Consider the following 26,696-nt stretch of genomic DNA (forward strand, 5'->3'; position numbering starts at 1 on the left):
ATGTGAGATGCGGCAAATGTGATGATATGAACCGTTTTTGCCTAGGATTTAGAGACAAAAGCAACGCAGAAAGGCCACTCTAAACTCGATAGGTTTGGAGTGGCTCTCAGGCTAAAAAGCAAAATTAACACATTGATTTTTAGTGTTTATTAATAGAAACGTCAGACTTTAAAGCTACTCATTAGCTCGCTAACGCTGCCATTCAGTGTTTTGATTTCGGCCGACTCTGTCAGTTGATCTTGGCTGAGCTTATTGAGCTCCTCAACGAAGCTTTCAATCTTATGCATGTTCTTAGCGATACTCTGAATCAGCGCATTTTGTTCAACAGAAGATCCTGAGATATCGTTGTTGAAACGACTCACGGTTTCCATCTGTTCCGTTAGCTTCGCTAGCATGTTTACCGCTTGGACAACTTGAGCACGAGTCATCTCGCAATTGCTCTTCGTTAACTCAATTGATTTGACCAAGCCATCTGATTTCGACTGCAACCCAGACAGCGCCTCTTCTATTTCAGAGGTACTGATTTGAGTTCGGTTTGCTAGCGCACGGACTTCGTCTGCCACCACAGCAAAACCTCGACCATGCTCGCCTGCTCTAGCCGCCTCTATGGATGCGTTTAACGCAAGCAAGTTGGTTTGTTCAGCAATACCACCAATCACAGACACTATCGACTGGATGCTCTGCGTTTCATTAGCCATAGAACGAATATCATCAGACGTCGTGCAAACCTGTTTCTCAAGATCACTGATGTACGTTTCTGTCACCGTGTTAATTTGCTTAGTCTCGTCACTAAACACGGCCGCATCTCGCGCTGCTTCTGCCGCTGACTGTGAGTTCTTCTCTACTTCACTTGAAGCTTCAGACAACCCATTAATCGCAGAGACTACTTGAACCGTTTCATCGGTATGAACTTTCAGTACATCGCTGGTTTCTTTACAGCCTTCTCGAATACTTAATACCTTGGTATCAAGATCCGAGTTCTTGAATTTCACGTCTTTAACCATCTCTTGCAGGCCAATGATGAACAAGTTGATGTCTTTGGCGATGTGTCCTAGATCGTCATTACCTTTCTCGGCAAGCCTTTGAGTCAGGTCTCCATTACCTTGAGAAAGGTCGTGAACAATTTTACGCAGTGACACAATTGGGCGGTAGAAACGATTCAGGAGTAAAATCATCAATATGACCGATCCCAATACACAGGCGATAATCAACATTCGAGCATCTGACATCACACCATTCAGCTGATTGAGCGCGAGATCTGGGTCAATACTTGAAATCATGTACCACTCTTTCTGGCTGCCAATATCGACCTTTTTAGCCATCAAGATTCGCTGATTACCATCAATCACACCTTCAATGAATTGATCCGGTCGTTCGATGGCCTTGTTGAGTTTCATTAGAGCGTCAGCAGAAGAGATATTGCTCTGTGGAAGCACGTTTTCTATTGTGGATGCGACAACCATCCCTCTCTCATCCACGATGATACCTTTCGCTTCGTAGATGCTATCTAGCTGTTTGAGCTGAGTTTCCAAATCATCGAATCGAATGTCCGCCATGATCACGCGATCTTGGTATGAGTAAGTCACACCAATCATAGGCACTTGAGTACTCTTAGTGAAAAACAGATCACTAAAAGATAAGCCTGATTTCAATTTCGCTTGTTTATACCAAGGGCGAGTCGTTGGGTTGTATTTTTCTTTGATTCCAACACCGTTAGGGAATGATTCTGAAGGACGAGAAGTGTAAGAACGGCCGTCGTCAAAACCCACCACAATCTTGTCAATGCCACCAAGCTTAGCCGCGTAATGCATCAGAGCTTCATTTGGCACTTGGTATGGGGATTTCATGAACTCTTGTGCAACGGAATTGACCGTATCTATGGTGCGCTGAACGGTACTTTCAATCTTATTAATTTCTATCGTTAGCGAGTGATCAATCTCGTTATAAATCGTTTGGTTTACCTGATCAGTCGCCAAGTTAAGCGTGAACCAGTTAGTAAATGCCAAGGCACTAGAACTGACGATCGCCACCATTAAAATCAATTTTCCTTTAAACCCTAGAGACAATTTTGAATTAATAAAACTCATCATCCATATCAACCTATGTTTATTATTTTCATCCGAATGAAATGGTCATTTTTAAGATTTTCGAAGATACGGGAAGCAAAACTTGTTCATGCCGTTCCATCGCCACAACCATCAATTTAATTAATATTGTATGTTTAATTAACTACACTTTCTGTGAGCGATCTTGATATATCAAAACTGGTTAAAACCACCCTGTGACATAGGTATCATTTATGAGTTTGAACTTTTAACGCGATAAGAAAGGAATGATTAGACAGCCAAAACTGATCAACTTTCAGATGATTACCTCACAACTTCGCCGATAATGCCTCTACTCAAATTATTCATATCACTTTCGGTCACCTGACTAGGAAAGTGAGCCTTAAGTCACATTTTCACTAACCAACCATTCACTCAAGGCATTCAACCTTAAAATTTATTTGTAATACAATAAGCCTTAAGTTATGGTGTATTTGAATCATAACTTAAGTTCTTTCTGAATGCTTTTGTGCAATTCAAAGTGGAAATTGAAGCGTCTCGCTTTAAGGTCATTGAACACGTTTAACGTAGAAACTGTCGGGGGATCTCGTTAAGCGGTACTTCACTTAGGTTGTTCATTCGTTTTTTCAGACGGCTCGTCCGAATACGCCCACATAGTCACCAGCTGTGTGGGCTTTTTTTTTGTTTTGTGATTATTGCTTCGGGTTTTGGTTATCGATCTACACTACGAACTATCGCGTATTAGTAGCGGTTTTAAGTATTTGATCATGTGAGAATGGAGATTCAGCGGATACATAACAAAGCACGTCTAGAACGAAGAGTTTCTGGAGGCGTGAAGTATCAACAAGCAGTATTGAAAATCGAGATTAAATGAAAGTCGAAACGGGCAAAGTTTTGATTGGGTAGAACAAGAAGCAAAAAGAGTAGAACGAGAAAATCAATACTGATGGCTGCGGGTTTTTACGAGGGAGAGTGAAACCGTGGGAGCAAACTGGTATTAAGGATAAAACAGGTATCGAGGATAAAGCGGGATTTGAGATCAAACAGGCGTATAGATAAGACTTGTGCAGATAAAAACGAACCTCGCTGAGGTATCGCCGCCTAACAGACAGGCAATACCCTAGCGAGGTCGTAAGTCGATTACTTCTCTAGTTTAGCGAAGTAGTCGAAGATTACTGGTACATCGTTGTTACCCATGCCTGCGTCAACAGCAGCTTGTAGGCTTGTTGCAGTACCTTGAGCGATTAGAGACTCAGTACCTAGCTCTTCACAAAGAGCAAGGAAGTAACCAAGGTCTTTGTTAGCGTTAGCAACAGAGAAACCTAGCTTCTCTTCGCCGTCTACTGCGTAGAACTTACAGAATTGCATGAACGGAGAGTTAGATGGACCTGCAGACATGATGTCAAACAGTTGTTGGCCATCAACACCAGCGCGTTGAGCAACAGCGAAAGCTTGAGACATAGTTGCAACAGTCGTCATGCCCATGAAGTTGTTTACAAGCTTAGTAACGTGACCTGAACCTAGAGCACCTAGGTGGAATACGTTTTCGCCTTGCTCTTCAAGAACAGGTTTAACTTTGTTGAAAGTTTCCATGTCGCCAGCAGCCATGATGTTCAGAAGACCATCTTTAGCGTGTGCAGGAGTACGACCTAGAGGTGCGTCGATCATGCCCGCGCCTTTTTCAGCTAGAGCTGCGCCGATTTTCTTAGTAGAAGCAGGGATAGAAGTACCGAAGTCTACTAGTACTGCGCCTTCTTTGATGCCCGCTAGAACGCCGTCTTCGCCGTAAACGATTTTTTCAACAACAGCTGAAGTTGTAAGACAAAACTGAACGATGTCACTTGCAGCAGCTAGTTCTTTAGCAGAAGTGAATGCAGTCGCATTGCCGCGATCTGTAACGCGAGCAACAGCTTCAGCGCTTAGATCCATTACGTTTACGTGGTAGCCGCGCTTTTGTAGGTTTTCAACCATGTTGCCGCCCATAAGACCTAGGCCAATGAAACCGATTACAGGTTTAGTCATGTTCAAACTCCAAATATAGTATTGTATGATTATATGGTCATTATAATAACGACGTCTTTTCCGTTACGCAATAGTTTTAGGGTAATCCTTCGATGCTTAGACGCAAGTTGTGACGGGGATTCACTTTACGAGAGAATATGGTCACGCTTTGTACTTTGAGGAACGATATCCCACTCAAAAATTCGTCTATTGATGAAATAACATACGTTAAATGTCATACGATTATTAAGAATAAGCCACGCCTTTAACTATTGTGAACTCACTGGCCCTTTTTCGGTCAGTACTAACGTAGTTAGTATTAAAGCAGTCCAGGACTAAGAGCATTCTCTGTAAACAAGCACTCAAACGTGTCAGGAACATCCCTCTCCCTTAATCTGCGTAATTCATCAACCCCTTACCTGCTATTGCTCCTGTATCGATTGGTTTGGCATCGAAATGCCGAGCAAATGCAGTTGTCGCGCTCTTTGAGCGAGTGTGGATACACTTTAATAGAGGCTTGTGACGCAGCTGTGTAACCTGCGATGTGTTTAACCTGGGTGTGTATAAACTGTGATGCCTTTTAACTGCGATGAAACATCGCCAGTTTCGCCCAAACTAACAGTGTTGCCCTTTTCACCCTACAAACAAAAAAACTCCAAGCTTTCACTCGGAGTTTTTAATATATCGCTTCTGTTATTTCAGCAGATTACAGTTCAATTGAAACCGTTTCACCATCAACATTAAGCAGTAGCGTGTTGCCTTCAAGCTTGTGAGACACTTCAACTTGCTCGCCTTCGTTCTTATTAGGAACAAGAAGCGTTAGGATGTTGTGCTCTTTAGAAGGCTTGAATTCCACTTCAACGTGACGGTGAATTTCAAGATCTTCAAACTCGTATGGGTCAACTTCGCCGAAGCCTTCAACGTTCTTAACTGAAGTGATGTTATCAGCAGACTCGTTGATGAAGTTTACGTCTAGGTGCGCTACTTCGCCACGGATAGTGAAAGATTTATCAGCCACTTCGTTTGCGAAAGTTGTGTGCATTAGCCAAGTCATGTCTTTCTCTTCAGAAAGTGTCGCCTTGTCTTGCATTACGAATACTTTACCTTGAACAAACCAGATCTTACGCTTGTAATATTCGATTTCAGGAACGAAGTACTTGTAAGATGCCGTTGCATCACCTTCAACCATCTTCACATCAGATTCTGTGTCGAAGTCAGAGATTGTGCCGCCCGCTTCAATACAGAAACGGTCTTGGTGGTTCTCGTAACCTGTGTTCTTGTTCTCGCCGTACTGACCTTTACCGCCAAATAATGGCAGGTTTTTAGAGAACGTGTGACGACGCCACTTGGTGTGCATATCAACACCGAAACCACCGTAATAGCCAGTAATTGACGCAAGCGTTTCACCAAATGCATGCAATGTGAATGCGTTTTGGTCACCGTGAGAGTGGCTGATTGAGCCAAATGGAGAACACTTGAATACCATGTGAATATGGTTATCACGCTCAGTCATCTTGTTGTGGAATGCAGCCCAACCCGTGATTGGGAACACTTTCAACAATGGATCGTTTGATGGCGCTTTCTCTTCTGGTGCATCCCAAAGGATGTTGAAGCGAAGGTCGTCGTAACCGAAGTCCCACCAGCCGAAGTTGTAGAACTTCGTGTGCGCTTCAGTATCACGGCCTTTAAGTTGGTTGTAGTACCAAACGTACTCAGGCTTCTGGTTAACACCTGCGTAGTGCTTGATGTTGTAAGCCAGTTTTAGACCTGGGAAATCACCGATTGAAGACTGGTCACAGAAGCTTGCGCGCTTAGAGTGAACAGGCATGCAGTAAAGCGGGAAGTCACCTGTGTTTTCGTAGAATGTTTTATTGAACATGTCTACGCCGCAGTACGCTTTCAATAGGTCGAATGCTTCGCCTAGGAATGCAGTTTGCGTGTTCCAGTAATCAGGACCTTCAGCCCAACCGCCGTCTACACCGCCCCATGGTGGGTAGTGTACTGCGTAGTATTCTAGAGCATAAGCAATGTACTCGCCTGCTTTCGGGTGATCGTGGTAAAGCGCGATACACGTTGGGATGATAGCAGAAGAGATAGAACGAACACCGTGGCTGTTTAGTGGGTTATTCAATAGATCAACCGTCACTTTCAGGTGGTGCATGATTTCGTCTAGACGCTCAATCAAAGCATCTTGAACTTGCTGACGTTCTTCATCTGTGAAGTAGCCGTGTAGCCAGTCGTAACCCCAAGCCATAGCCGCGATAACACGGAAAGCCGCTTCATCGTTGTAACCACGAGAAGTCACACCTTCAGGATCGTACGTAGACAGTTTTAGAGTCCAAGCTTTTGCTTTCGCAATTAGCGCTTCGTCTTCTTTTACCACACCAGCAATCGCTAGGTTACGTGTCGCGTTCAGTGCCATTTGGCAATCAACGTACATTTGACGCCAGTAAGGACGCCATAAAGAAGCTTTGCCTACTGTTTCCGCAGGGTACGCTTGAGGCTCTTCGAAAGGTGCTGTCTCAAGGAACTTAACGGTAGAGTTGTTGTAGAAATCATCAAACATGCAGTGAGCTTCATCAGCTTTCACTTTTGCTTTGAATTCTTCTAGCTGATCAGCTTGAACAAGAAGACGTGGACGTGCTTCGCTCAAGTTGTCTAGGAATGATAGGTCGAAGTCACGTTTTTGTACTTCGATAGGGAGTAGGTCTACAAGATTACCTGCTGAAGTGTCATTCTCCAGCTTCATCTTCCTGATTGCATCAAGAGATTTTTGGTCGCTCATTCTAACTCACTTATATTCAAGTTGACTGAAAGGAATTAGCAACAATATACGTCTTATTGTAGGACAATTAAATCTGTTTCGATTCGATTGAACACTTTTTTACAGTTTTCGTGATTTAGGTCTGATGTTGCACTCTAGAGCAAGTGCTCCCTGTGATCCTACTCGAACCCAATCCACATAAATACTCGCCATCAAATCGCCAATGCCCTCCCCCTAAGCGAGCGAAACTCAGGCTTCCTAGCCTAGCAGTGTTCCACCTTTGCAAAGCAAAAAAAATGCGATGCCCTCTCGAGCATCACATTCTATTAAACATTTTCTATGTATTAGCTTTCAGTGACCGCTTTCGCTTGCTTGCCGCCATCATCGACAGCTTTAACCAGTAGCATACCAACACCGCCAACTATCACACCACATAGGATGAAGACTAGGCGTCCCCACATTGGGTTAGTTAGTAGAGCCATTAGCATGATACCAACACCCGCTACTGCGATAAGTTTACCAAGCATCTCACGCTGTTTGTTGTCTAATTTCTTCTGTTCCGCTGACTCAGCAACAAGTGGCGTTGCTAGGTTACCGAAGAACTTATCAACGTCAGCTTGACGCTTCTCAGTTAATGGCTTGTAGAACAGAGTAGATAGGATGAAGAAACCACCTGTCAGTGTAATGTGACCGATTAGACCGATAGCAACCTTAACATCAGACCATTCACGGCTTGTTAGTTCTTCTAGACCGAAGACTGACGACACCATTTCAGCATTAACAACAAAACCTACGTAGTAAGAAACGAAACCACCGACAACCAGCGTACCCCAACCAGCCCAGTCCGGAGTCTTCTTAATAAAGAAGCCAAGGAATGCAGGGATTGTCATTGGGAAGCCGATAAGCGCGCCCACATACATCATTGTATCGAACAGGCTCAAACCTTTCAGCGAGTTGATGAACTGTGCGATCAGGATGATAGCGATACCAAACACGGCAGAAGTAATCTTAGAAACCGTTACCAGCTCTTTCTCAGTAGCGTTGCCTTTACGAACGATTGGTTCGTAGAAGTTCTTAACGAAAATACCTGAGTTACGGTTTAGACCAGAATCCATTGAAGACATTGTCGCGGCAAACATAGCGGCAACAAGAAGGCCAACCATACCTGCTGGCATGTACTCTTGTACAAAGTATAGGTATGCAAAGTCACCCGCTTTCTTACCTGCATCTGGGTAAGCTGCTGCTAGGTCGACACCTTGACCTGCAATGTACCAAGAAGGCATGAACCAGATGAATACACCACAAAGCATTAGCACACACGCCAGTAGCGCGGCTTTCTTCGCGTTCTTTGAGTCTTTAGCCGCAAGGTAACGGTAAGAGTTAAGCATGTTGTTAGTAATAGAGAACTGCTTAACGAAGATGAAGAATGCCCAAATACTGAAGATGCTTAGGTAGTTAATGTTGTTACCAGAAAGGAAAGAACCGCCTTCCGCTACTGGGAAGTTATTTACGATTTCGCCAACACCGCCGCCTTGAACAACCGCAACAACAGCACAAGTCACGGTTACCGCCATGATGATAACCATCTGCATGAAGTCAGATGCGATTACCGCCCATGAACCACCTGTTACTGACATCGCCAATACAACCAAGCCAGTAATCCAGATAGTCGCTGTCATGTCGAAGCCGAAGATACCAGAAGCGATGATTGCCAATGCGTTTAGCCATACACCCGCAGAAACAACACTGTTCGGCATTGAAGACCAAGTGAATACTTGTTCGTTCGTTGCGCCGAAACGCATACGGATAGCTTCGATTACCGTAACTACTCGTAGTTGGCGGAATTTAGGCGCGAAGTATGCGAAGTTCATGAAGTAACCAAATGCGTTGGCTACGAAGATGACCGCGACTGCAAAACCATCGTTATACGCTTTACCTGCCGCACCGGTGAATGTCCATGCACTAAATTGGGTCATAAAGGCGGTTGCACCAACCATCCACCACAACATGTTACCGCCCCCGCGGAAGTAGTCACTGGTGGTACTTGTAAATGTTCTAAACATCCAACCTATCGCGATCAAGAATAGGAAATAAATGCCGACAATAATCGTGTTGAGTTCCATCGTGTATCCTTTGTCCGTTGTAATTTGTTACGAGCACTATAGGAAACCTGAAACTTCATTTGTAGTACAATAATCCAAATAAGTGATGGTGATCTTATTTTGATTGATTAAGTTAATTATATATATGACATAGGATGGAATATGGTCAATCCATTAAGGAAATTATTGGAGTTTGAGGTAAAAACATGAGATATCAAACCACAAGAACACCTACCCCATAAAAATCAACAACTTACGAAAAAGTGAGACTTTACACACTTATTAACAAATACAACCAAACACATATAAATATAAAATTCTCAAAAATAATAAAAGCCAAATTAGAACTGAATCACCCTCATTTATCACACAATAAACCAGCATTCCCTATCAATTGAGTGTAGCTAATTTCATTAGAATTCTACGTAAATTAATCAATATAGAAGCGGCATATCTTGTTGAGGTTATGGTGAATTCAAAATACAAAAAATGAAAACTCATAAATGATGCATCATTATTTTTTAGGGAGATCAAGTGTCTAAGACACGTATCTCGGGCGCAATATTCTTTTAATTGCGATGGTAAAGAACTACCGCTAGACGTATACGAGGAAGAATTGACTTAAGAAAGAGTTAATCGGGAATGAACCAAAACAGTGCTATACATGGTGCAATACGCTTCCCAAAAACAAAAAATCACGCACTTGGCATACCTGTTTAACTGGTTTTGATGAACCTATAAATAGTTCATCGGGACGTTTACTTGGTTCACATGAAAGTTCAAAACCGCGTTTAGCTTTCAGTTGCTAAACGGTAGTTAGCGTCTTGTAGGAAAACCGCGGACATGTGTGCATTTATCCCCTATTTTAGGGCGATCGATTATCAAGCTAAAATAAAACTAGATCTGTATCCATTCATACCCAGTTCATAAAAAGACCAGAATCACACTATTTCCGACATAATATGGTTAAAACAAGATCGAAGTCTTGTTAGAAGACTTTCACTTGTGACCGCTCCCCGCTTCCAAGTCATCGTTAATTGAAGAATTATTGTCATACAATATTCTATATTCATCTACCAAACGTAAGGACATGTGGAATGCGATCAATGAAAGATATCACTCAAGACGCGATCGATATCGTTAAACCCTCTATCGACAAGCTGTTTGAAAGAACCAATAGAAAAGAACTGCATATTGTCGTTATGAATCCACACCTCAAGCCTTGGGAAGCCTCTTTTGAAGACGCCATTCTATATGAAGAATCGTTAGGAGCTCCTGACAACTGGACAATCAAGTTTGATCACCTTGCCCGTAAGAAAGCACAACAAGCGTGGCGAGAATCGACAAGCAACCTAACACTGCACACCCAACACCCATCTTCACTACGTGACGAAGACTTGCTGTTTTATGGTTCGTTTGTTTACGGAAACGTGGTTGTTGCCTGCAGTGGTGTACAACAATGGTATGACATGCTGATCAGTGGCTGGATAGCGGTAGCTATTGAACAGTTAGCAATGCACGAATACCAAACCGAAAAAGCAGAAAACCCTACAAAAACATATCGCTAATAATTAGAAACAGAAGGTACTTATTATGAGTAAACTATTAAAATCCATTATGCTAGCAGCCGGTATACTTGTTTCTGCAACGTCAATTGCAGCAGACTATCCAAGCAAAAACATTCGCTTAGTTGTGCCATTTGGCGCGGGTGGCGGCACCGATGCCGTTGGTCGTACTCTTGCAAATAGCGCGAAAGACATTCTTGGGCAAAATATTTCGATCATGAACCGTACTGGTGGAGCAGGAGCTGTAGGTATGAGCTTCGGAGCTCAACAGCGTGCAGATGGATATACATTGACAGTCGTAACACGTGAAATAGCTTCACTTCCTCAAATGGGTTTGATGCGTCATACCGCTGATGACTTTAGACTCATTCGCTTAGTAAACCTCGATCCAGCGGTCGTGTTAGTTGCAGCAGACAGCCCTTACAACACTATTAATGACCTTATAAAAGAAGCAAAAGACAACCCAGGAAGCGTTAAGTTTGCTTCAACAGCTGCGCCAAACTTTTATTTAATGTCGTTAGAAAAAGACCAAGATATTAAGCTTAATGCCATTCCTTATAATGGAGCTTCAGAAGCAATCCCTGCCGTACTTGGTCATCACACAGACGTAACCATGGTTACACCAGGAGAAGCTATTGCTCAGCTTCGTTCAGGCCAACTAAAAGCATTAGGTGTCATGTCTGAAGAGCGTATTCAATACATTCCAGATGTTCCTACTTTGAAAGAGCAAGGCATTGATGTAGTAACAGGTACATGGCGCGGTATTGGTGCTCCAAAAGATACACCTGATGCAGTAATCGAGAAGCTGGGTGCTGCATTTGATGAAGCAATGGCAAGTGAAGAGTTCAAATCTTTCATGGAGAAAGGTGCTATGACGATTCACAACCTTGATGACAAAGCCTTCACTGAATTTGTCGCAGAAGATACAAAATCACTGACTCAATTAATTCAATAACCTTTGTTCGGAGGCACAGCTTTTATCAGTTGTGCCTCTACTATTAGTTTGTACCTTTCCCTTGCTTTACTTTTTAGGGGTAAACTCCATGTATAACGCTCACTCTAACTTAAACCGAAACGTCGTTTTCCCTTCTATCATCATTATCCTTAGCGCAATCGCGTTCGCGCTGATCACTCAATTTGATCGTCCGATGTACCAAGATGCAAGTGTCGATGCAAAATTCTTCCCGATGATGATTGTGATTGCCCAAATTGCTATCTGTATAGTTCTCATCGTTCAACACAAATTAAAAGTTGCCTCTGAACAACAAGAAGCGATGATAAGCAAGATGTCGATTTTCGGCGTTGCTTTTCTTATTGGCTACGCATTACTCATCAGTGTAGTTGGCTACCTTTATGCTAGTTTGATTGCATTTATGTTCTACCTCGTTTACTTCAAAGTGAAGAAGCCAATCTATTACGTTGTCGCCGTTGTCTTTGTGTTCGCGGTTTACTATCTATTTGGCGAGGTGTTCTACATCGCGCTTCCTGAAGCAACGTGGTCTTAGGAGGTCATATGTTTGAATATCTAATCGATGGTCTCGCAACTGCAGTTAGCTTTGCAGTGCTTCCTGTCCTTGTTTTTGGCGTACTGGGCGGCGTTATTTTAGGCGCACTACCCGGTCTTACAGCGACAATGGGCGTGGCAATTCTCCTTCCATTTACCTTTGGTATGGAACCGACTTCAGCCCTTGTGATGTTAATTGGTGTATACATTGGTGGGATTTACGGTGGCTCAATTGCCGCAATTCTGCTTAAAACCCCAGGAACACCGGCTTCTGCAGCAAGTGTACTCGACGGTCACACTATGGCTGTTAGAGGACAAGCAGCAAGAGCATTAAGTATTTCTGCTGTTGCATCATTTATTGGCGGGCTGTTAAGTACTATCGTCCTCATCGCGATTGCGCCTAAATTAGCGACCTTTGCACTGCGTTTTAATGCGCCAGAATATTTTGCACTCGCTTTGTTTGGTTTAACGATTATTGCGAGTGTTTCTTCAAACAACATTTTTAAAGGGTTACTTGCGGGAACCATTGGATTATTGGTTTCAACTGTTGGACTCGACCCAATCAGCAGTGTGCCAAGATTTACTTTTGACATCATGGACCTATACAGTGGTATCAATGTCATTCCTGTACTAATCGGCCTATTTGCTTTGTCTGAAGCATTAAATCAATTAGAAAAGCTCTTTTCGGAAAAGAAAGTCGTACCACCAAAATTCGATCACAAACTACTCAGTAGAGGTGATTTAAAAGAGATGTTACCAACGGCTGTAAAAAGCGGCTTGATGGGGACAACTATTGGCTCGGTACCTGGAGCTGGTGCGGATATATCAGCGTTTGTTTGTTATAACGAAGCTAAGCGTTCATCTAAGAACCCTGAAGAATTCGGTAAAGGCTCCGTAAGAGGACTGGCTTCTGCTGAAGCAGGAAACAACGGTGTGACAGGCGGATCACTTGTTCCATTACTTACATTAGGCGTACCCGGAGATGCGGTTGCCGCGGTGTTACTTGGTGCATTGATTGTTCAAGGTTTAACTCCTGGGCCGTTGCTATTCGCTCAAAACCCGGAGGTTGTCTACGGTGTTTTCAGCTCAATGTTGGTCGCTAACCTTGTAATGCTAGTTATTGGTTTACTCGGTATTCGTTTCTTTTGCCGCATTATCGAAGTACCTAAAATAATCATGATCCCAATTATTGTATTCTTATCGATTGTGGGCGCCTACGCCATCAACAACTCGATGTTTGATGTGGGTATTGCAATTAGTTTTGGGCTGTTGGGGTTTGTTCTAACCAAACTCGATATTCCTTCGTCACCTATATTACTAGCTATCATTTTAGGTCCGATGGCAGAAACGAATTTGAGAAAGTCTTTACTTATGTACGACGGCAGTTGGTCTTTCCTCTATGAACGCCCTATTGCTCTCGCGTTTATCGTGTTAGCTGTATTCTCGGTTTATTCAACGTTAAAAATGAAGAAAAAGCAGAAACAAAAGCAAACTTACGAACATCATGATTAGCCGCTTGTTTAAGCTAGAATATTGAAACAACTCAAAGCCAGAGACAACAGTCTCTGGCTTTTTTAGTAATCAGCAACCAACAAAAAAGGCATGCACATGGCATACCTTTTTTAAGCTTTGTCTAGGCTCATAAAGAGTTAACTAGAATTATAAACCGTGAATTTGAACTCGTAAGTGATTCAAATGAAGCTGAAAACCGTGTTTAGCTAGCTGTTGCTAAGCGGTGGTTAGCATCTTGCAGATGCGCAGCTGACATTGTACGAGCTTTTTCACTGTCGCCAGCCATAATCGCTTCATAGATTCTGCGGTGTTCGTTGATACATGTACTGCCCTCTTCTGAAGAGTGCACGATGAAGTTCATGAACATGGTCGTCAGGATGTTACCAAACGGCAGGTAGAAATCGTTGCCTGTCGCATTGAAGATCAAGCTGTGGAAACGAATATCTATGTTTGTCCAACTTTCTTGGTCAAACACTTCAGCGGCATCCACTTCTACCATCTTTTGGAAGATCTCTGAAAGCTCGATACGTTGCTCTGCCGTTGCAAATCTTGCTGCTAGTGCACACGCTTCTGGCTCAATCGCACGACGAAGGCCCAAGAATTGAGAACAGAATTGGTCTATGTCGGTTAGACCATCCATCCATTCAATCAGTTGAGGATCAAGAAAGTTCCAGTATGCGCGATCCACTACACGAGTACCGATTTTCGGGCGGGATTCTAACAGACCTTTAGAAGTCAGTAGTTTAACAGCTTCACGAAGTGCCGTTCGGCTGATACCAAACTGTTCACACAACGCCATTTCACCAGGAATAATGGAACCTTGTGGAAGTTCACCAGACAAGATTCCACGAGCGATTTCACGCGCTACTTGCACGTGCAGGCTGCGCTTCGAGCCCGAAATTGAATTAAAAGTGCTAACCATAAGTTCACTTATTTTATATGTTATGTTTATGTATTATTTAAGGATCACTATAACAGTATTTCAACCTATCGCCAATTGAGTAAAATGGCAACGAATAATAACCCACTAATTTGCTCAACTAATCAAACACTTACAAAGTGTCTAACCTTACCCAGCCAGAAACATTATGTTACACCATTCATAAATCCGTCATCAAAACGCATCGGTTTTGTCATCCTCGATTTCTATACTCCCTCCCAACAAATCACTCAATTGGACTGAAATAATGAAACCGACAAAAACGAATCTCACGCTTAAAAGCGCTATTACGGCTGCGCTGATTTTTTCTGGTTCTGCATTAGCAATGGATACACGATACGAAGATCGCTCTGGCAACTTGGTCGCCGATGTTCCTCAAGATGAATCACAATGGGTGGATCCAAACACGCTAATTTTTGCTTATACGCCAGTTGAAGACCCAGCAGTATACGCTGATGTGTGGAGCGAGTTTTTGAGCCACCTTGAAAAAACAACGGAAAAGACGGTTCGTTTCTTCCCTGTTCAAAATAACGCGGCTCAAATCGAAGCAATGCGTTCAGGTCGCCTTCATATCGCGGGTTTCAACACAGGTTCTACACCACTAGCGGTTAACTGTGCAGGCTTCGCACCATTCACCATGATGGCTGCGGAAGATGGTTCTTTCGGTTACGAAATGGAAATTATCACGCACCCAGGTTCTGGCATTGAGAAAGTAGAAGACCTAAAAGGCAAAAACCTAGCATTTACAGCGCAAACCTCTAACTCTGGCTTTAAAGCACCTTCTGCGATTCTGGACGCTGAATACCAACTTCAACCTGACCGTGATTTCAAACCGGCATTCTCTGGTGCGCACGACAACTCTATCTTAGGTGTTGCGCACAAAGACTACGATGCAGCAGCGGTAGCGAACTCTGTATTGAACCGCATGCTTTCACGTGAAGTGGTGAAAGAAGACCAAATCAAGAGCATCTACAAGTCTCAAACCTTCCCGACTACCGCTTACGGCACAGCGCACAACCTGACGCCAGAGCTGCAAGAGAAGATTCAAAAAGCCTTCTTCACTTTCGATTGGGAAGGCACAAAGCTTCAAGAAGAATTTGAGCGTAACGGCGAAGCGAAATTTGTTCCAATCACTTATCAAGAGCATTGGGAAGTAATTCGTACTATCGATACAGCAAACAAAGTGTCTTACACCTGTAGCTAACCGATTCAAACGCGAAACCCGTAACACACAATAAAGATAGCTGCAGGTACATGTGCCTGCAGTTACTCACCACTCTCCGCGGTTTACTTCCCATTTCAGCCTCAGGCGAACGCTTAGTACACCGGTCTTATAGGAATACTATGTCTACTCTTACCCTTAAAGGGCTTACCAAGCACTACTCCAGTTCTGATAAAGCCCTGACCAACGTTAGCTTGTCGGTGAATGCCGGCGAAGTGGTTGGATTGATTGGCCCATCTGGTGCGGGAAAATCAACGCTTATTCGTTGTATTAACCGACTCACCGAGCCCACCAGCGGCGAAGTGATCTTTTCCAATACCAATCTTGAAACGCTTTCTAAGCGCCAACTAAGACAATCACGCCGTGAGATTGGGATGATCTTCCAAGAGTACGCACTGATTGAGCGTTTAACGGTAATGGAAAACGTGCTTTCAGGCCGTTTAGGGTATGTGAATTTCTGGCAAAGCTTCACTCGCCGCTTCCCAGAGTCAGATATCCAAGCCGCTTATGCCCTGCTCGACCGTGTTGGATTGTTAGGGCACGCCAATAAGAGAGCCGATGCTCTATCGGGCGGTCAGCGCCAGCGTGTTGGTATTGCGCGCGCACTTGCTCAGAAACCCAAATTACTGTTGATTGATGAGCCAACCGCGGCACTTGACCCACGTACGGCACGCCAAATCATGCGCTTGATTAGCGAGATTTGTTCAGAGCAACAGCTCCCTGCGATCATCAATATCCACGATGTTCAGTTAGCCAAACAATTTGTGGATCGCGTTGTCGGCCTGAATGCGGGTTGTGTAGTGTTTGATGACAAGCCAAACCTACTCACCGAAGACGTGCTGACACAGATCTACGGTGAAGAAGATTGGAGCCAACAAGCAGAAGAAGAGGAAGATGATCTGATCATAACGAACCCTCGCTTGTCTGAGGCAACAATATGACTCAACCATATCCAAATCAAACTCAGCGCCTAGCAAAGCAATATCCAACACAGTGGACCAAGCCGCCACTGATTTCTAACCCATGGTTGCGTTGGAGTTTGATCATCATTGTTGCGGTGTACTTATACCTTGCAACTCAGTCAGTTCACATAAACTGGACTCGAATCTACGAAGGCAGCGAGCGAGGTTGGCAGTTCATTTTGGCGTTCATGAACCCAGATTTTGGTGGCCGTTGGAACAACATCTCGCAAGGTTTGATTGAGAGCTTAACCATGACGCTCACATCAACCGTAGCAGGTGTCATTCTCTCGATCCCATTCGGATTGGGCGCAGCCAAAAACCTTGCCCCAACTCCTGTTTACCTGTTCTGTCGTACGTTTATTTCAATCGCTCGTAGTTTACAAGAGATCATCGTTGCGATTTTGTGTGTGGCACTGTTTGGCTTTGGTACCTTTGCAGGTTTTGTCACGCTAACCTTCGCGACCATCGGCTTTCTTGCAAAACTGTTTGCTGATGAGATTGAAGCCATTGACCCAGCACCACTCACTGCAATGCGTGCGACTGGCGCAAGTTGGTTACAACAGGTGAATTACGCGATTCAGGCACAGGTCATGCCCCGCTTTATCGGCCTTTCGATGTACCGACTCGACATCAACTTTCGTGAGTCTGCCGTGATTGGCATTGTTGGCGCAGGTGGTATTGGCGCAACGTTGAATACAGCAATGGACCGTTACGAGTACAGCGCCGCAGCCGCTATTCTATTGATTATTATCGTGATCGTGATGCTGTGTGAATACCTATCGACCATCATCCGTAAGCATGTGCAGTAAGGAACGACCAATGAGCACGCTAAATGACACACCTTCAAGCGCCATGAATCGTACCCAATGGCAGCGTTACGACAATAAACAGAGCCTAATGCTTTGGATCGGCTGGCTTTGCTTTGTCGCTTTGAGCGTTTTTGCATGGCAAGTCATGAACAAGGATACGATTTGGTACTTTGTGACTGATTCACCGAATCAACTTGCTGATATCTCTTCACGTATGTGGCCACCAAGATGGAGCTACCTAGAGTCTCTTTGGAGCCCGTTGTGGGACACCATTAACATCGCAACACTTGGCACATTATTGGGGATCGTACTGGCCTTTCCGGTTGCGTTCTTAGCGGCACGTAACACAACGCCAAGCATGACGTTTATCAGACCTATTGCGCTGTTCATCATCGCGGCAAGTCGTTCAATTAACTCGTTAATTTGGGCTCTGCTATTAGTGGCGATCATCGGGCCAGGTTTGTTGGCGGGTATTATCGCGATTGCCCTGCGCTCGATTGGTTTCGTGGCTAAGTTGATGTACGAAGCAATTGAAGAAGTAAACGCAACACAAATGTCAGCGATTCAATCGACGGGCGCATCTCCACTGCAAGTGTTGAACTACGGCATTCTTCCGCAAGTCATGCCAAGCTTTATCGGCACGAGCCTGTTCCGTTGGGACATCAACATTCGTGAATCGACAGTATTAGGCTTAGTCGGCGCAGGCGGTATTGGTTTGAAACTGCAAGAATCAATGGCAATGCTGGCATGGCCTCAAGTGACTGTGATTTTCTGCGCGATTCTCGTGACGGTTATCTTCTCAGAATGGTTGGCAGCCAAAGCACGTAAAGCCTTAATCTAAATAATAAAACAACGTCAAATAGACGGTTCGCTAGTCAATAAGATCAAAGCCTACTCAGTGAGTAGGCTTTTTGTTTGTTAAGACTTTACAGTCAAATTCACACTTAGAAACGCACTTCATTAATGACAGTCCCTACCCCTTCAATGGTAACACTCACTTGGTCTTGATCGGATAAGGCAAACGTTCTGCCCGGTGTTCCCATAAAAATTAGGTCGCCCGGTTTGAGGGTAAAATAGTGACTCAAATAGCTGACGACTTTTCGAGGCTTGTGAATCATGAACGAGGTATTTTCTTGCTGCACAACCTCGCCGTTGACACGTGTGGTCAGTCGCACGTTGTTATAATCGACACCACGAACAATCGTATTACCAATTGGGCCAAAGCCGTCGGATGCTTTCGCTCGTAGCCATTGTAAATCCGTGCCTTGCCAGCTTCTTTCTGTAATATCGTTACCCACAGTGACACCAAAGATCGCTTGTTCCGCTTCTTCTTCACTGGCTTGGCTCAACTCTTTACCAATCACAATCACCAGCTCTCCTTCAAAGTGGACGTTCTTCGCTTTCGGTGGCACTTGAATCACTTCGCCGGTGAGGGTTAAAGAAGACGGGAGTTTAAGAAACATAGGGGGCGGCGCGTCTGCAGGTGACGCTAAGTGGCTGGCGAAGTTCATGCCGACCGCAAACACCTTCTCAGGCTTGGTCGGCAATAATACTTCGACAGACTCAAGAGGAATTGAGGTTTTGGCGACTGAATACTCACCGAAGATGTCGCCACTGATTGGTAACACAGAGTCTTTATCTAACTTCCCATAACTGATTTTGTCTTGATATTGATAGCGCACGAATTTCTCGCTGCTGTCCTTAATTACGGTTTCTGCATTGACATAAGCAGCGCTTGAAATCATCAATATCGCCATTAATCCCTTCATGCTTGATTCCCTTGTCGATTAATCTCCAATCTAAACTTTAGTCCACTATGGTTACCTTCGACTTATTCTAGTTATCTTCGAGCAACTCTAATTACCTACGATCAATTCCAGTACGCGTGAAAGAATGACTCTCAAATCGCAGACATAAAAAAACCGAGCAACTCGCAACGAGTTACTCGGTTTGACTTATTTCCGATATTCTTTGTCATCGACTTTAGTTTCGTTCAGTTACTTAGATGTGAACACCCTTACAACCGAACATGACATGGCGCTTCGTTCCCGCAAAGCACCATATCAGCACATACCATCGTTAAACGATATGTGTATTGATCATTTACAGTTGAGCAAATGATCCTTCCCACGAGTATGTCTCACCAGCAAACTCAACCGTGTGAGTTGCTTGCTGCTTATCTTCAGCTTGGTTTGAAATACCGTAGTGGTAAGTGTTGCCAGATGTCGTTTGAATGCGCACAACAGTCCCGACACTGTTATGGCCAACAACAAACACTGATTTAACCAGACCACGAGCGCCTACAGAGGCTTCGATAGACTCGTTAAAGTAACCGTGTGTTTCCAATACAGAAGCAAACACATGGTTTTGACCAGACTGACGTAAGATGAACGCAGGCTCACTCTTAAGGTTGAAGTCTGGATCGTTAGCACCAGTGCGAGCAAAGATAACTTCGCTGCCCGCATTAGCGCTGGTTACTAGGCTGTAGTAGCTGCTGTCATGTAGCCAGCTTACTAGAGAGCCTTCTTCGTTCACTTTTCCTGAAGCAACGTTCCATAGGTGTTGATAACCGTTGTCTTCACCTAATGGCTTAAGCGTTTTTTCCATGTTGTAATCGAAGTCAGTACGAATGATTTGACCCGAGTGGTGAACTGGTAGATCGTACTGGTGCTCAACGTCAGCTTCGATGCGGTAAACATCAATCACTAGAGGCTTTTCGAACTCAGGAAGATCAGCAAGAATCACGCTGCGCTGCATGTCTACGCCAGTGTAGTACTCAGAAATCGTGCCGCTCATCCCTTGTAGAGACTGATCTTCTGCTACGAAGAAGTGCTTCTGACCAAACTTAGACTCAGCTAATGCTGTGTTGAAGTTGTTCTGTGTTTTCTGATCAACCGTTACTGTGTTGTGAGCAACCGTCTGCTTACAGTAAGACTTGTTCTCTGGGATGTAACGACCGCCAAACTTAGGCTCTACGTTTACCCAACGACCAAAGCCGTAATCGTGTAGCACTTCGTGGCCACGGTTGAATACGCTTAGGTGCAGGCCGTCGTAGTGACCGTGGTCTAGTGCAGAGTGGTACTGGTGATCGCTGCCGTGTTGACCGAACCAGATTAACGCCATTGTGTCGTCGTCTTGCTCATCACGGTGACGAAGGATGCTTACGCCGCCTTTTTCGCCTTCAGGGCCGTCGGTTACAAACAGGCTACCCCAGTTGAATGCTTTGATGTCGTCTGCTGCATCAACTGCATCAGACAGTGTTTTACCAGAAGCATGAACCCAAACATTTTTCTGGTGATCGGCCATACCAAGCAGAGTTTCAGTCTGCTCATAACGGTGGTAACACACAGACGTAGCCATGATAACGCCTTCATCGTTGATAGAGATCGTCTTCGATGAATCATTTAGAGCTGGCAATGTGCCGTCTGGGAATGCAGTTTTGAATACAGAGTAAGACGTTGTCTTGATCACTGAATCGTTAAATTCGTAAATACCAATTTCTGGCTGACGACGTTCAATCGCTTCTGCGAACAGGTAGATTGGACGTAGAGAGAAACGGTGGTAGTAAGGACCTTCCATGTAGTAGCCGTCTGGCGAGAACAGTTGGTCAAGTTGCGCTAGGAAACCGCCGCTTACTTTGTCTAATTTCAGGCCGTAAAGTGCTTTATCTACAGATTCTTGATCGTTGATCGCGTAACCACAGATACCTACCGCAGCCACTGCCCATAGACCGTGGTTGTGTACGATATCGAAGTCGTGTGCATAAGTAACAACGAACATTTCGATCATTTGCTTAAGAAGATCGTCTTCGATAAGGCGCTTCTGCTCTTCAGAGATAGTGTGGTAAATACAGCTGTACGCACAAGAAGCGTAAAGCATCCACATATTCTCGTTCAACGTTTGGTGGAACAGCTTACCCGGAGGGTTAGTGTCACGGCTTACGTTGCTTTCCAATGTTGGGTATACCGTCGCGTACGCTGTTAGCATATCAACGATGTAATCACGGTACTTTGTTTCCTCAGTGATAAGGAACAAACGACCCGCTAGATCCATATGGATGTAGTTTTGCTTGTGACGGTTGTGCTCATAACCGCCGCCTTCACCGTGACCTGGTACTTCAATGCCAACTTCTGCCATGTAAGCGTCAGTTTGTTTAATGTCACGAGTGAGTGCGTTACCTAAAAGGCTATCCTTGCCAAGTTCTTTACGAAGCTCCGCTGCTTCATCAAAGTTAAGTAAAAGTGGTTGATAGCTCATTATTATTTCCCCTGCTTTGCAGTGCTAAGTTCTTCTGAATTTGTTTCTTGTAACGTTGTCTCTACTGAGTAAAAGCCTGTCCAGCTGTATACTTTGCCGTTCAGTTCTACCTTGTGTTCAGTGCTGTCAGTCGCGCCAAGTTGGTTGCTGATCATCACTGTCACATTTGATTTCTCTGTAGTGATTTCAACGACTGAACCTACATTTGTATGCGCTACAACCTTAATGTTTTTCACAACGCCGCGAGCATTGACTGATTGCTCGAACTCTTCGTTGAAGTAACCGTGCGTTTCTAGAACAGAAGCGAACAGTGTTGTTTCGCCCTTGCTACGTAGAATGAATGCAGGCTCTGAACGTAGGTTGAAGCTTGGGTCATTCGCGCCAGTGCGAGTAAAGATAACTTCAGCATTGTCGTTAGACGTTGCACCTAACCATGTGTAGTAGGTGTTGTTTTGTAGCCAGCTCACAAGTGCCGTGCCATTCACATCACCACTTGCTACGTTCCATAGGTGTTGGTAACCGAAGTCACTACCCAGCGTGGTCAGCTCTTTGTTCGCTTGGTATTCAAAGTTAGTGCGAACAATCTGACCGGCATATTGGTGTGAGTAGTCGTATTGGTGTTCACCTTTGCCACCTTTCTCAGAATCTAAGCGGTAAAGATCCAATAGTAGCGGAGATTCCAACTCTTCAAGATTTAACATGAACACGCTGCGTTGCATGTCAAAACCTTGGTAGTGATCGTTAGCAAACGCACTCATGCCGTTGATTTGCTCGTCTTCTACTTTGAAGAAGTGTGGTAAGCCGTGTACTGCGTCTGCACGTTCAACATCAAAGTTGTTCTGGCATTTTTCATCAATCGTTACTGCATTGTGAGCAATCGTTTGACGAGCGTAAGATTTGTTTTCATCTAGGTAGCGGCCGCCAAATTTTGGCTCCACGTTAACCCAACGGCAGAAACCGTATTCACGTAACACTTCTTGACCGCGGTTGAAGAAAGAAATACCCAGCGTATCGAAGTTGCCGTGACCCATGCCGTGTTGACCGTAGTTCATCACTAACTGAGAAACGTCGCCTTTCTTATCCTGCATACGGATAAAGCCTTGTGCGCCGTTGTGACCTTCAGGGCCTTCGTTCAATTCAACACTTGGCCAGAAAGGCATGCCGATTTCTTGTTCAGCAGACGCTGCTTCATAAGCTTTAGATAGCTCAAGACCACATGGGTGCATCCAAACTGCGTCTTGAATCTTCGCCATACCAAGAATGTTTTGGTCAACGCCGTTTTCAGATGAGTAATGTTTGCTGTAAACGCTCACTGCAACCTGAACACCCATATCTGTGATGCCCATTGTGCGAGATGCATCGTTCAGAGCTGGGAATTCACCGTTCGGGTACGCTGTCGCCAGCATCGCTTGTACTGTGTTACCAATCACACCGCCTTTGTAGTTGTAGATATCCACTTCAGGCATATGACGGTGAATCACTTCCGCGAATACACAAGTTGGGCGAATCGCGTAACGGTGGTAGTAAGGACCTTCCATGTAGTAGCCAGAAGGTGCAAACAGTTGAGAGATTTGCGCTAAGAAGCCACCAGTGTCGTTACGGTCAATGCCGTATACTGACATTTCAAGGTACTCACGCTTGCCAAGAGCAAGACCACAGATACCCACAGCGGCTACAGCCCAAATACCGTGGTTGTGGATGCGGTCGAAGTCGTGTGCGTATTTAACTGTGAACATTTCTAGCATTGGTTCGAAAACGCGAGACTCAATGTTGTCACGCTGCTCTTGTGTCAGTGTTGAAGCAACACAAGAGTAAGCCAAGCTTGAGAACATTAACCAGCAGTGTTCGTTCAAGATTTGGTGGAACAAACGACCTGTAGGGTTAGTGTTTTTCTGTACGTGGAAATCAAACGTTAGGTATTTGTCTGCGTATTCTTCTAGTAGTTCTGTAACAAAGTCAGCGTACTTTTGCTCTTTAGTGATCAAGAACATGCGACCAGCTAAGTTCATGTACGTGTAGTTTTGCTTATGGCGGTTATGCTCGTAACCACCCGCTTCTCCGTGACCAGGAACATCAATAGGTAAACGCATGAACGCTTCTAGGTCTTTCGCGTTCGCTGCAATGGTTTTGCCCATTAAGCTAGAACGGCCTACTTCAAGATGAAGTTGCTCTATTTCAGCTTCAGTCAACAATACTGGTTTAGTCATCATATTCTTTGTCACCCTCAATAAAGAGTTTATCTGCTTAAACTTTGATTAAATTTTCAAACTCCACATAAAGTAATACAATATGAGCTTTAATTATAGCAATTCAGTGCTAAATGATGAGTAGAATCACATAAATCACTGTAAGTCATTGATGTAGATAGCGAATGGTAAATAACAGGCATTTGTTAAGTTGTTGATTTATTTAGGCTATATAAAGTATCGCTTGATCGGTATCACACAATTTTAGATATATTGTATTACAATTGAAGTCATTCCCTTATGATGAACACAGTTAAGTAACACTTAAAAGATTTAAACAGATTAGGAGATACACAATGAACTCTTTCTTTATTCTAGATGAAAACCCATGGGAAGAACTTGGCGGCGGCATTAAGCGTAAAATCGTTGCTTACACTGACGATCTTATGGCTGTTCACCTATGTTTTGATAAAGGCGCGATTGGCCACCCTCATACTCATGAGATTCACGACCAAATCGGTTACGTAGTTCGTGGTAGCTTCGAAGCTGAAATCGAAGGCGAGAAGAAAGTGCTTAAAGAAGGCGATGCTTACTTTGCTCGTAAACACATGATGCACGGTGCCGTTGCTCTAGAGCAAGACAGCATCCTTCTTGATATCTTCAACCCTGCGCGTGAAGATTTCCTAAAATAACGAATAGCGCAACCTCAGTTGCTAAGGTAAGCATATGAAATCATTAAACATCGCGGTCATTGGCGAGTGCATGGTTGAGCTACAAAAGAAACAAGACGGGCTTAAGCAGAGTTTTGGTGGCGATACACTGAATACAGCACTTTACCTGTCACGCTTAACAAAAGAGCAAGATATCCAAACAAGCTATGTAACGGCGTTAGGTACTGACCCATTCAGTGTCGACATGTTGGAAAAGTGGCAAGCAGAAGGTATCGACACGAGCTTAATTGCTCAGCTTGATCACAAACAACCAGGGCTTTACTACATCGAGACCGATGAAACTGGTGAGCGTAGCTTCCACTACTGGCGTAGTGACGCTGCTGCGAAATTCATGTTTGATCAGCAAGACACGCCTGCTCTACTTGATAAGCTATTCTCTTTTGACGCGGTTTACCTAAGTGGTATTACGCTTGCTATCTTGACAGAAAACGGACGCACGCAGCTATTCAACTTCTTAGACAAATTCAAAGCTCAAGGCGGCCAAGTATTCTTCGACAATAACTACCGTCCTAAACTTTGGGAAAGCCAACAAGAAGCGATTTCTTGGTACTTGAAAATGCTTAAGTACACCGACACAGCACTACTTACGTTCGATGACGAGCAAGAGTTGTATGGCGACGAAAGCATTGAACAGTGTATTGCACGTACGTCTGAGTCTGGTGTGAAAGAGATCATCATTAAGCGTGGTGCGAAAGACTGCCTAGTAGTTGAAAGCCAAAGCGCTCAGTACGTTGCACCAAACCCAGTAGACAACATTGTTGATACAACAGCCGCTGGCGACTCGTTCAGTGCAGGCTTCTTAGCTAAACGCTTGAGCGGTGGCAACGCACGTGATGCAGCATTGGCTGGCCATATTGTGGCAGGGACTGTGATTCAGCATCCAGGTGCTATCATTCCTCTAGAAGCAACGCCTGATTTGTCTCTATAATTGCGCACTTTAACTATTAATCAAGGGTTTGCTTAGTTGAAAGCAGGCCCATTATTAACGTGAGAAAGAATTCATGACTACATTAAATGAACAACTAGCAAACCTAAAAGTAATCCCTGTAATCGCTATCAACCGTGCTGAAGATGCCATCCCCCTAGGCAAAGCACTGGTTGAAAACGGCATGCCGTGTGCAGAAATCACACTACGTACAGAATGTGCAATCGAAGCGATTCGCATCATGCGTAAAGAATTCCCAGACATGCTAATCGGTTCAGGTACGGTACTGACTAACGAGCAAGTTGACGCATCTATCGAAGCGGGCGTTGATTTCATCGTAAGCCCAGGTTTCAACCCTCGCACTGTTCAATACTGTATCGACAAAGGTGTTGCAATCGTACCGGGTGTAAACAACCCAAGCCTAGTTGAGCAAGCAATGGAAATGGGCCTTCGCACGTTGAAGTTCTTCCCTGCTGAGCCTTCTGGCGGTACTGGTATGCTTAAAGCACTAACAGCGGTTTACCCTGTTAAATTCATGCCTACTGGTGGTGTGAGCTTGAAGAATGTAGACGAATACCTATCTATCCCTTCTGTACTTGCGTGTGGCGGTACTTGGATGGTTCCAACTAACCTTATCGACGAAGGTAAGTGGGACGAGCTAGGCAAACTTGTTCGTGACGCAGTTGATCACGTTAACGCTTAATCTGTTTCAGATTTAGTGATAAAGCCTCACCTCGGTGGGGCTTTTTGTTTTCTAAGGTTCCGCAGATTCAATATTTGCCGTTATCGATATCCGGTAGTTTGGAGAACTTAGCAACTTAGCAACTTAGCAACTTAGCAAACTAGCAAACTAGCAGCTTAGGGTATCCCCTGCTCCACCAGACGTTTACGCCCAATTAAGACCTCTCCAATACCTTCCTGTTAATCAAACGACCCACCAGCTTCACACTCTATGATCTTACGTAGCATGCTATCTCAACGCTTCACAGAGCTGTCGCTGTGCTTAGAAAGCTATGCTCAGAGAAGTCATCTCAATAGAATCCAGCATCATAGAAACCGCCATCAAGAGACACAACGCCTAAACCTGAAGCTATTGTTATAGATAGCGCGGCTTCCCACTCTTATTTCCGCCCATTAGACAAGCTAAGAG

Annotated in this window: 19 protein-coding genes; 11 read left to right on the forward strand and 8 right to left on the reverse strand. The window is 44.3% G+C overall.

Going from position 1 to position 26,696, the window contains the following annotated elements; all coding sequences use genetic code 11:
* Positions 1 to 161: 161 nt before the first annotated feature.
* The 4 genes from L0992_09435 to L0992_09450 all read right to left on the reverse strand — a co-directional run bounded on the left by L0992_09435 (position 162) and on the right by L0992_09450 (position 8,954).
* On the reverse strand, positions 162 to 2,033 hold the full coding sequence (locus L0992_09435; protein ID XGB65946.1) for a methyl-accepting chemotaxis protein: 1,872 nt from the start codon (positions 2,031 to 2,033) through the stop codon (positions 162 to 164).
* 1,173 nt (positions 2,034 to 3,206) lie between these two features.
* Entirely contained in the window at positions 3,207 to 4,088 is an 882-nt protein-coding gene (locus L0992_09440) for an NAD(P)-dependent oxidoreductase (GenBank protein ID XGB65947.1), read from the reverse strand.
* A 685-nt stretch (positions 4,089 to 4,773) separates the two neighbouring features.
* A complete protein-coding gene (locus tag L0992_09445) occupies positions 4,774 to 6,852 on the reverse strand; it encodes a DUF4962 domain-containing protein (protein ID XGB65948.1) in 2,079 nt (692 codons plus the stop codon).
* A gap of 323 nt (positions 6,853 to 7,175) precedes the next feature.
* Entirely contained in the window at positions 7,176 to 8,954 is a 1,779-nt protein-coding gene (locus L0992_09450; protein ID XGB65949.1) for a transporter, read from the reverse strand.
* Positions 8,955 to 10,030: 1,076 nt separating this feature from the next.
* Here L0992_09450 and L0992_09455 point away from each other — a divergent pair.
* The 4 genes from L0992_09455 (at position 10,031) to L0992_09470 (ending at position 13,514) form a co-directional block, all read left to right on the forward strand.
* Positions 10,031 to 10,501 (forward strand): hypothetical protein, encoded by a 471-nt coding sequence (locus L0992_09455; GenBank protein XGB65950.1) that lies wholly within the window; start codon positions 10,031 to 10,033, stop codon positions 10,499 to 10,501.
* A gap of 25 nt (positions 10,502 to 10,526) precedes the next feature.
* Positions 10,527 to 11,453, forward strand: a complete 927-nt coding sequence (locus L0992_09460; GenBank protein ID XGB65951.1) for a tripartite tricarboxylate transporter substrate binding protein — start codon at positions 10,527 to 10,529, stop codon at positions 11,451 to 11,453.
* An 88-nt stretch (positions 11,454 to 11,541) separates the two neighbouring features.
* On the forward strand, positions 11,542 to 12,003 hold the full coding sequence (locus tag L0992_09465) for a tripartite tricarboxylate transporter TctB family protein (GenBank protein XGB65952.1): 462 nt from the start codon (positions 11,542 to 11,544) through the stop codon (positions 12,001 to 12,003).
* An 8-nt stretch (positions 12,004 to 12,011) separates the two neighbouring features.
* Complete coding sequence (locus tag L0992_09470) at positions 12,012 to 13,514, forward strand: tripartite tricarboxylate transporter permease (protein ID XGB65953.1); 1,503 nt, start codon at positions 12,012 to 12,014, stop codon at positions 13,512 to 13,514.
* A gap of 202 nt (positions 13,515 to 13,716) precedes the next feature.
* Here the strand turns inward: L0992_09470 and L0992_09475 are convergent, their stop codons facing one another.
* Entirely contained in the window at positions 13,717 to 14,436 is a 720-nt protein-coding gene (locus L0992_09475) for a FadR family transcriptional regulator (GenBank protein ID XGB65954.1), read from the reverse strand.
* 265 nt (positions 14,437 to 14,701) lie between these two features.
* Here L0992_09475 and phnD point away from each other — a divergent pair, with 265 nt between their 5' ends.
* From phnD to phnE (L0992_09495), 4 genes are all read left to right on the forward strand, one after another.
* Positions 14,702 to 15,658: a phosphate/phosphite/phosphonate ABC transporter substrate-binding protein gene (gene phnD, locus L0992_09480; protein ID XGB65955.1), complete on the forward strand. Its 957-nt coding sequence runs from the start codon at positions 14,702 to 14,704 to the stop codon at positions 15,656 to 15,658.
* Positions 15,659 to 15,798: 140 nt separating this feature from the next.
* Positions 15,799 to 16,617, forward strand: coding sequence for a phosphonate ABC transporter ATP-binding protein (gene phnC / locus L0992_09485; GenBank protein XGB65956.1), 819 nt, complete (start codon positions 15,799 to 15,801; stop codon positions 16,615 to 16,617).
* A complete protein-coding gene (gene phnE / locus L0992_09490; protein ID XGB65957.1) occupies positions 16,614 to 17,447 on the forward strand; it encodes a phosphonate ABC transporter, permease protein PhnE in 834 nt (277 codons plus the stop codon). The genes phnC and phnE (L0992_09490) overlap by 4 nt, the downstream gene beginning before the upstream one ends.
* Positions 17,448 to 17,457: 10 nt before the next feature.
* Positions 17,458 to 18,288: a phosphonate ABC transporter, permease protein PhnE gene (gene phnE / locus L0992_09495; protein ID XGB65958.1), complete on the forward strand. Its 831-nt coding sequence runs from the start codon at positions 17,458 to 17,460 to the stop codon at positions 18,286 to 18,288.
* A gap of 103 nt (positions 18,289 to 18,391) precedes the next feature.
* Here the strand turns inward: phnE (L0992_09495) and L0992_09500 are convergent, their stop codons facing one another.
* From L0992_09500 to L0992_09510, 3 genes are all read right to left on the reverse strand, one after another.
* Positions 18,392 to 19,192, reverse strand: a complete 801-nt coding sequence (locus tag L0992_09500) for a fumarylacetoacetate hydrolase family protein (GenBank protein XGB68716.1) — start codon at positions 19,190 to 19,192, stop codon at positions 18,392 to 18,394.
* Positions 19,193 to 19,550: 358 nt separating this feature from the next.
* Positions 19,551 to 21,704 carry a heparinase II/III family protein gene (locus L0992_09505; protein ID XGB65959.1) on the reverse strand — a complete coding sequence of 718 codons (2,154 nt, stop codon included), beginning with the start codon at positions 21,702 to 21,704 and terminating at the stop codon, positions 19,551 to 19,553.
* 2 nt (positions 21,705 to 21,706) lie between these two features.
* On the reverse strand, positions 21,707 to 23,914 hold the full coding sequence (locus L0992_09510) for a heparinase II/III family protein (GenBank protein XGB65960.1): 2,208 nt from the start codon (positions 23,912 to 23,914) through the stop codon (positions 21,707 to 21,709).
* Between the two features lie 332 nt (positions 23,915 to 24,246).
* On the opposite strand from L0992_09510, the gene L0992_09515 reads away from it, so the two are divergent.
* The 3 genes from L0992_09515 (at position 24,247) to L0992_09525 (ending at position 26,249) form a co-directional block, all read left to right on the forward strand.
* The gene (locus tag L0992_09515) at positions 24,247 to 24,582 is read left to right on the forward strand and encodes a cupin domain-containing protein (protein XGB65961.1); all 336 of its coding nucleotides are present in this window, start codon (positions 24,247 to 24,249) and stop codon (positions 24,580 to 24,582) included.
* Positions 24,583 to 24,616: 34 nt separating this feature from the next.
* Positions 24,617 to 25,549, forward strand: coding sequence for a sugar kinase (locus L0992_09520; GenBank protein ID XGB65962.1), 933 nt, complete (start codon positions 24,617 to 24,619; stop codon positions 25,547 to 25,549).
* 73 nt (positions 25,550 to 25,622) lie between these two features.
* Positions 25,623 to 26,249 carry a bifunctional 4-hydroxy-2-oxoglutarate aldolase/2-dehydro-3-deoxy-phosphogluconate aldolase gene (locus tag L0992_09525; GenBank protein ID XGB65963.1) on the forward strand — a complete coding sequence of 209 codons (627 nt, stop codon included), beginning with the start codon at positions 25,623 to 25,625 and terminating at the stop codon, positions 26,247 to 26,249.
* Positions 26,250 to 26,696: the final 447 nt, after the last annotated feature.

It is taken from the genome of Vibrio pomeroyi (assembly GCA_041879425.1).
Classification (GTDB): domain Bacteria; phylum Pseudomonadota; class Gammaproteobacteria; order Enterobacterales; family Vibrionaceae; genus Vibrio; species Vibrio pomeroyi_A.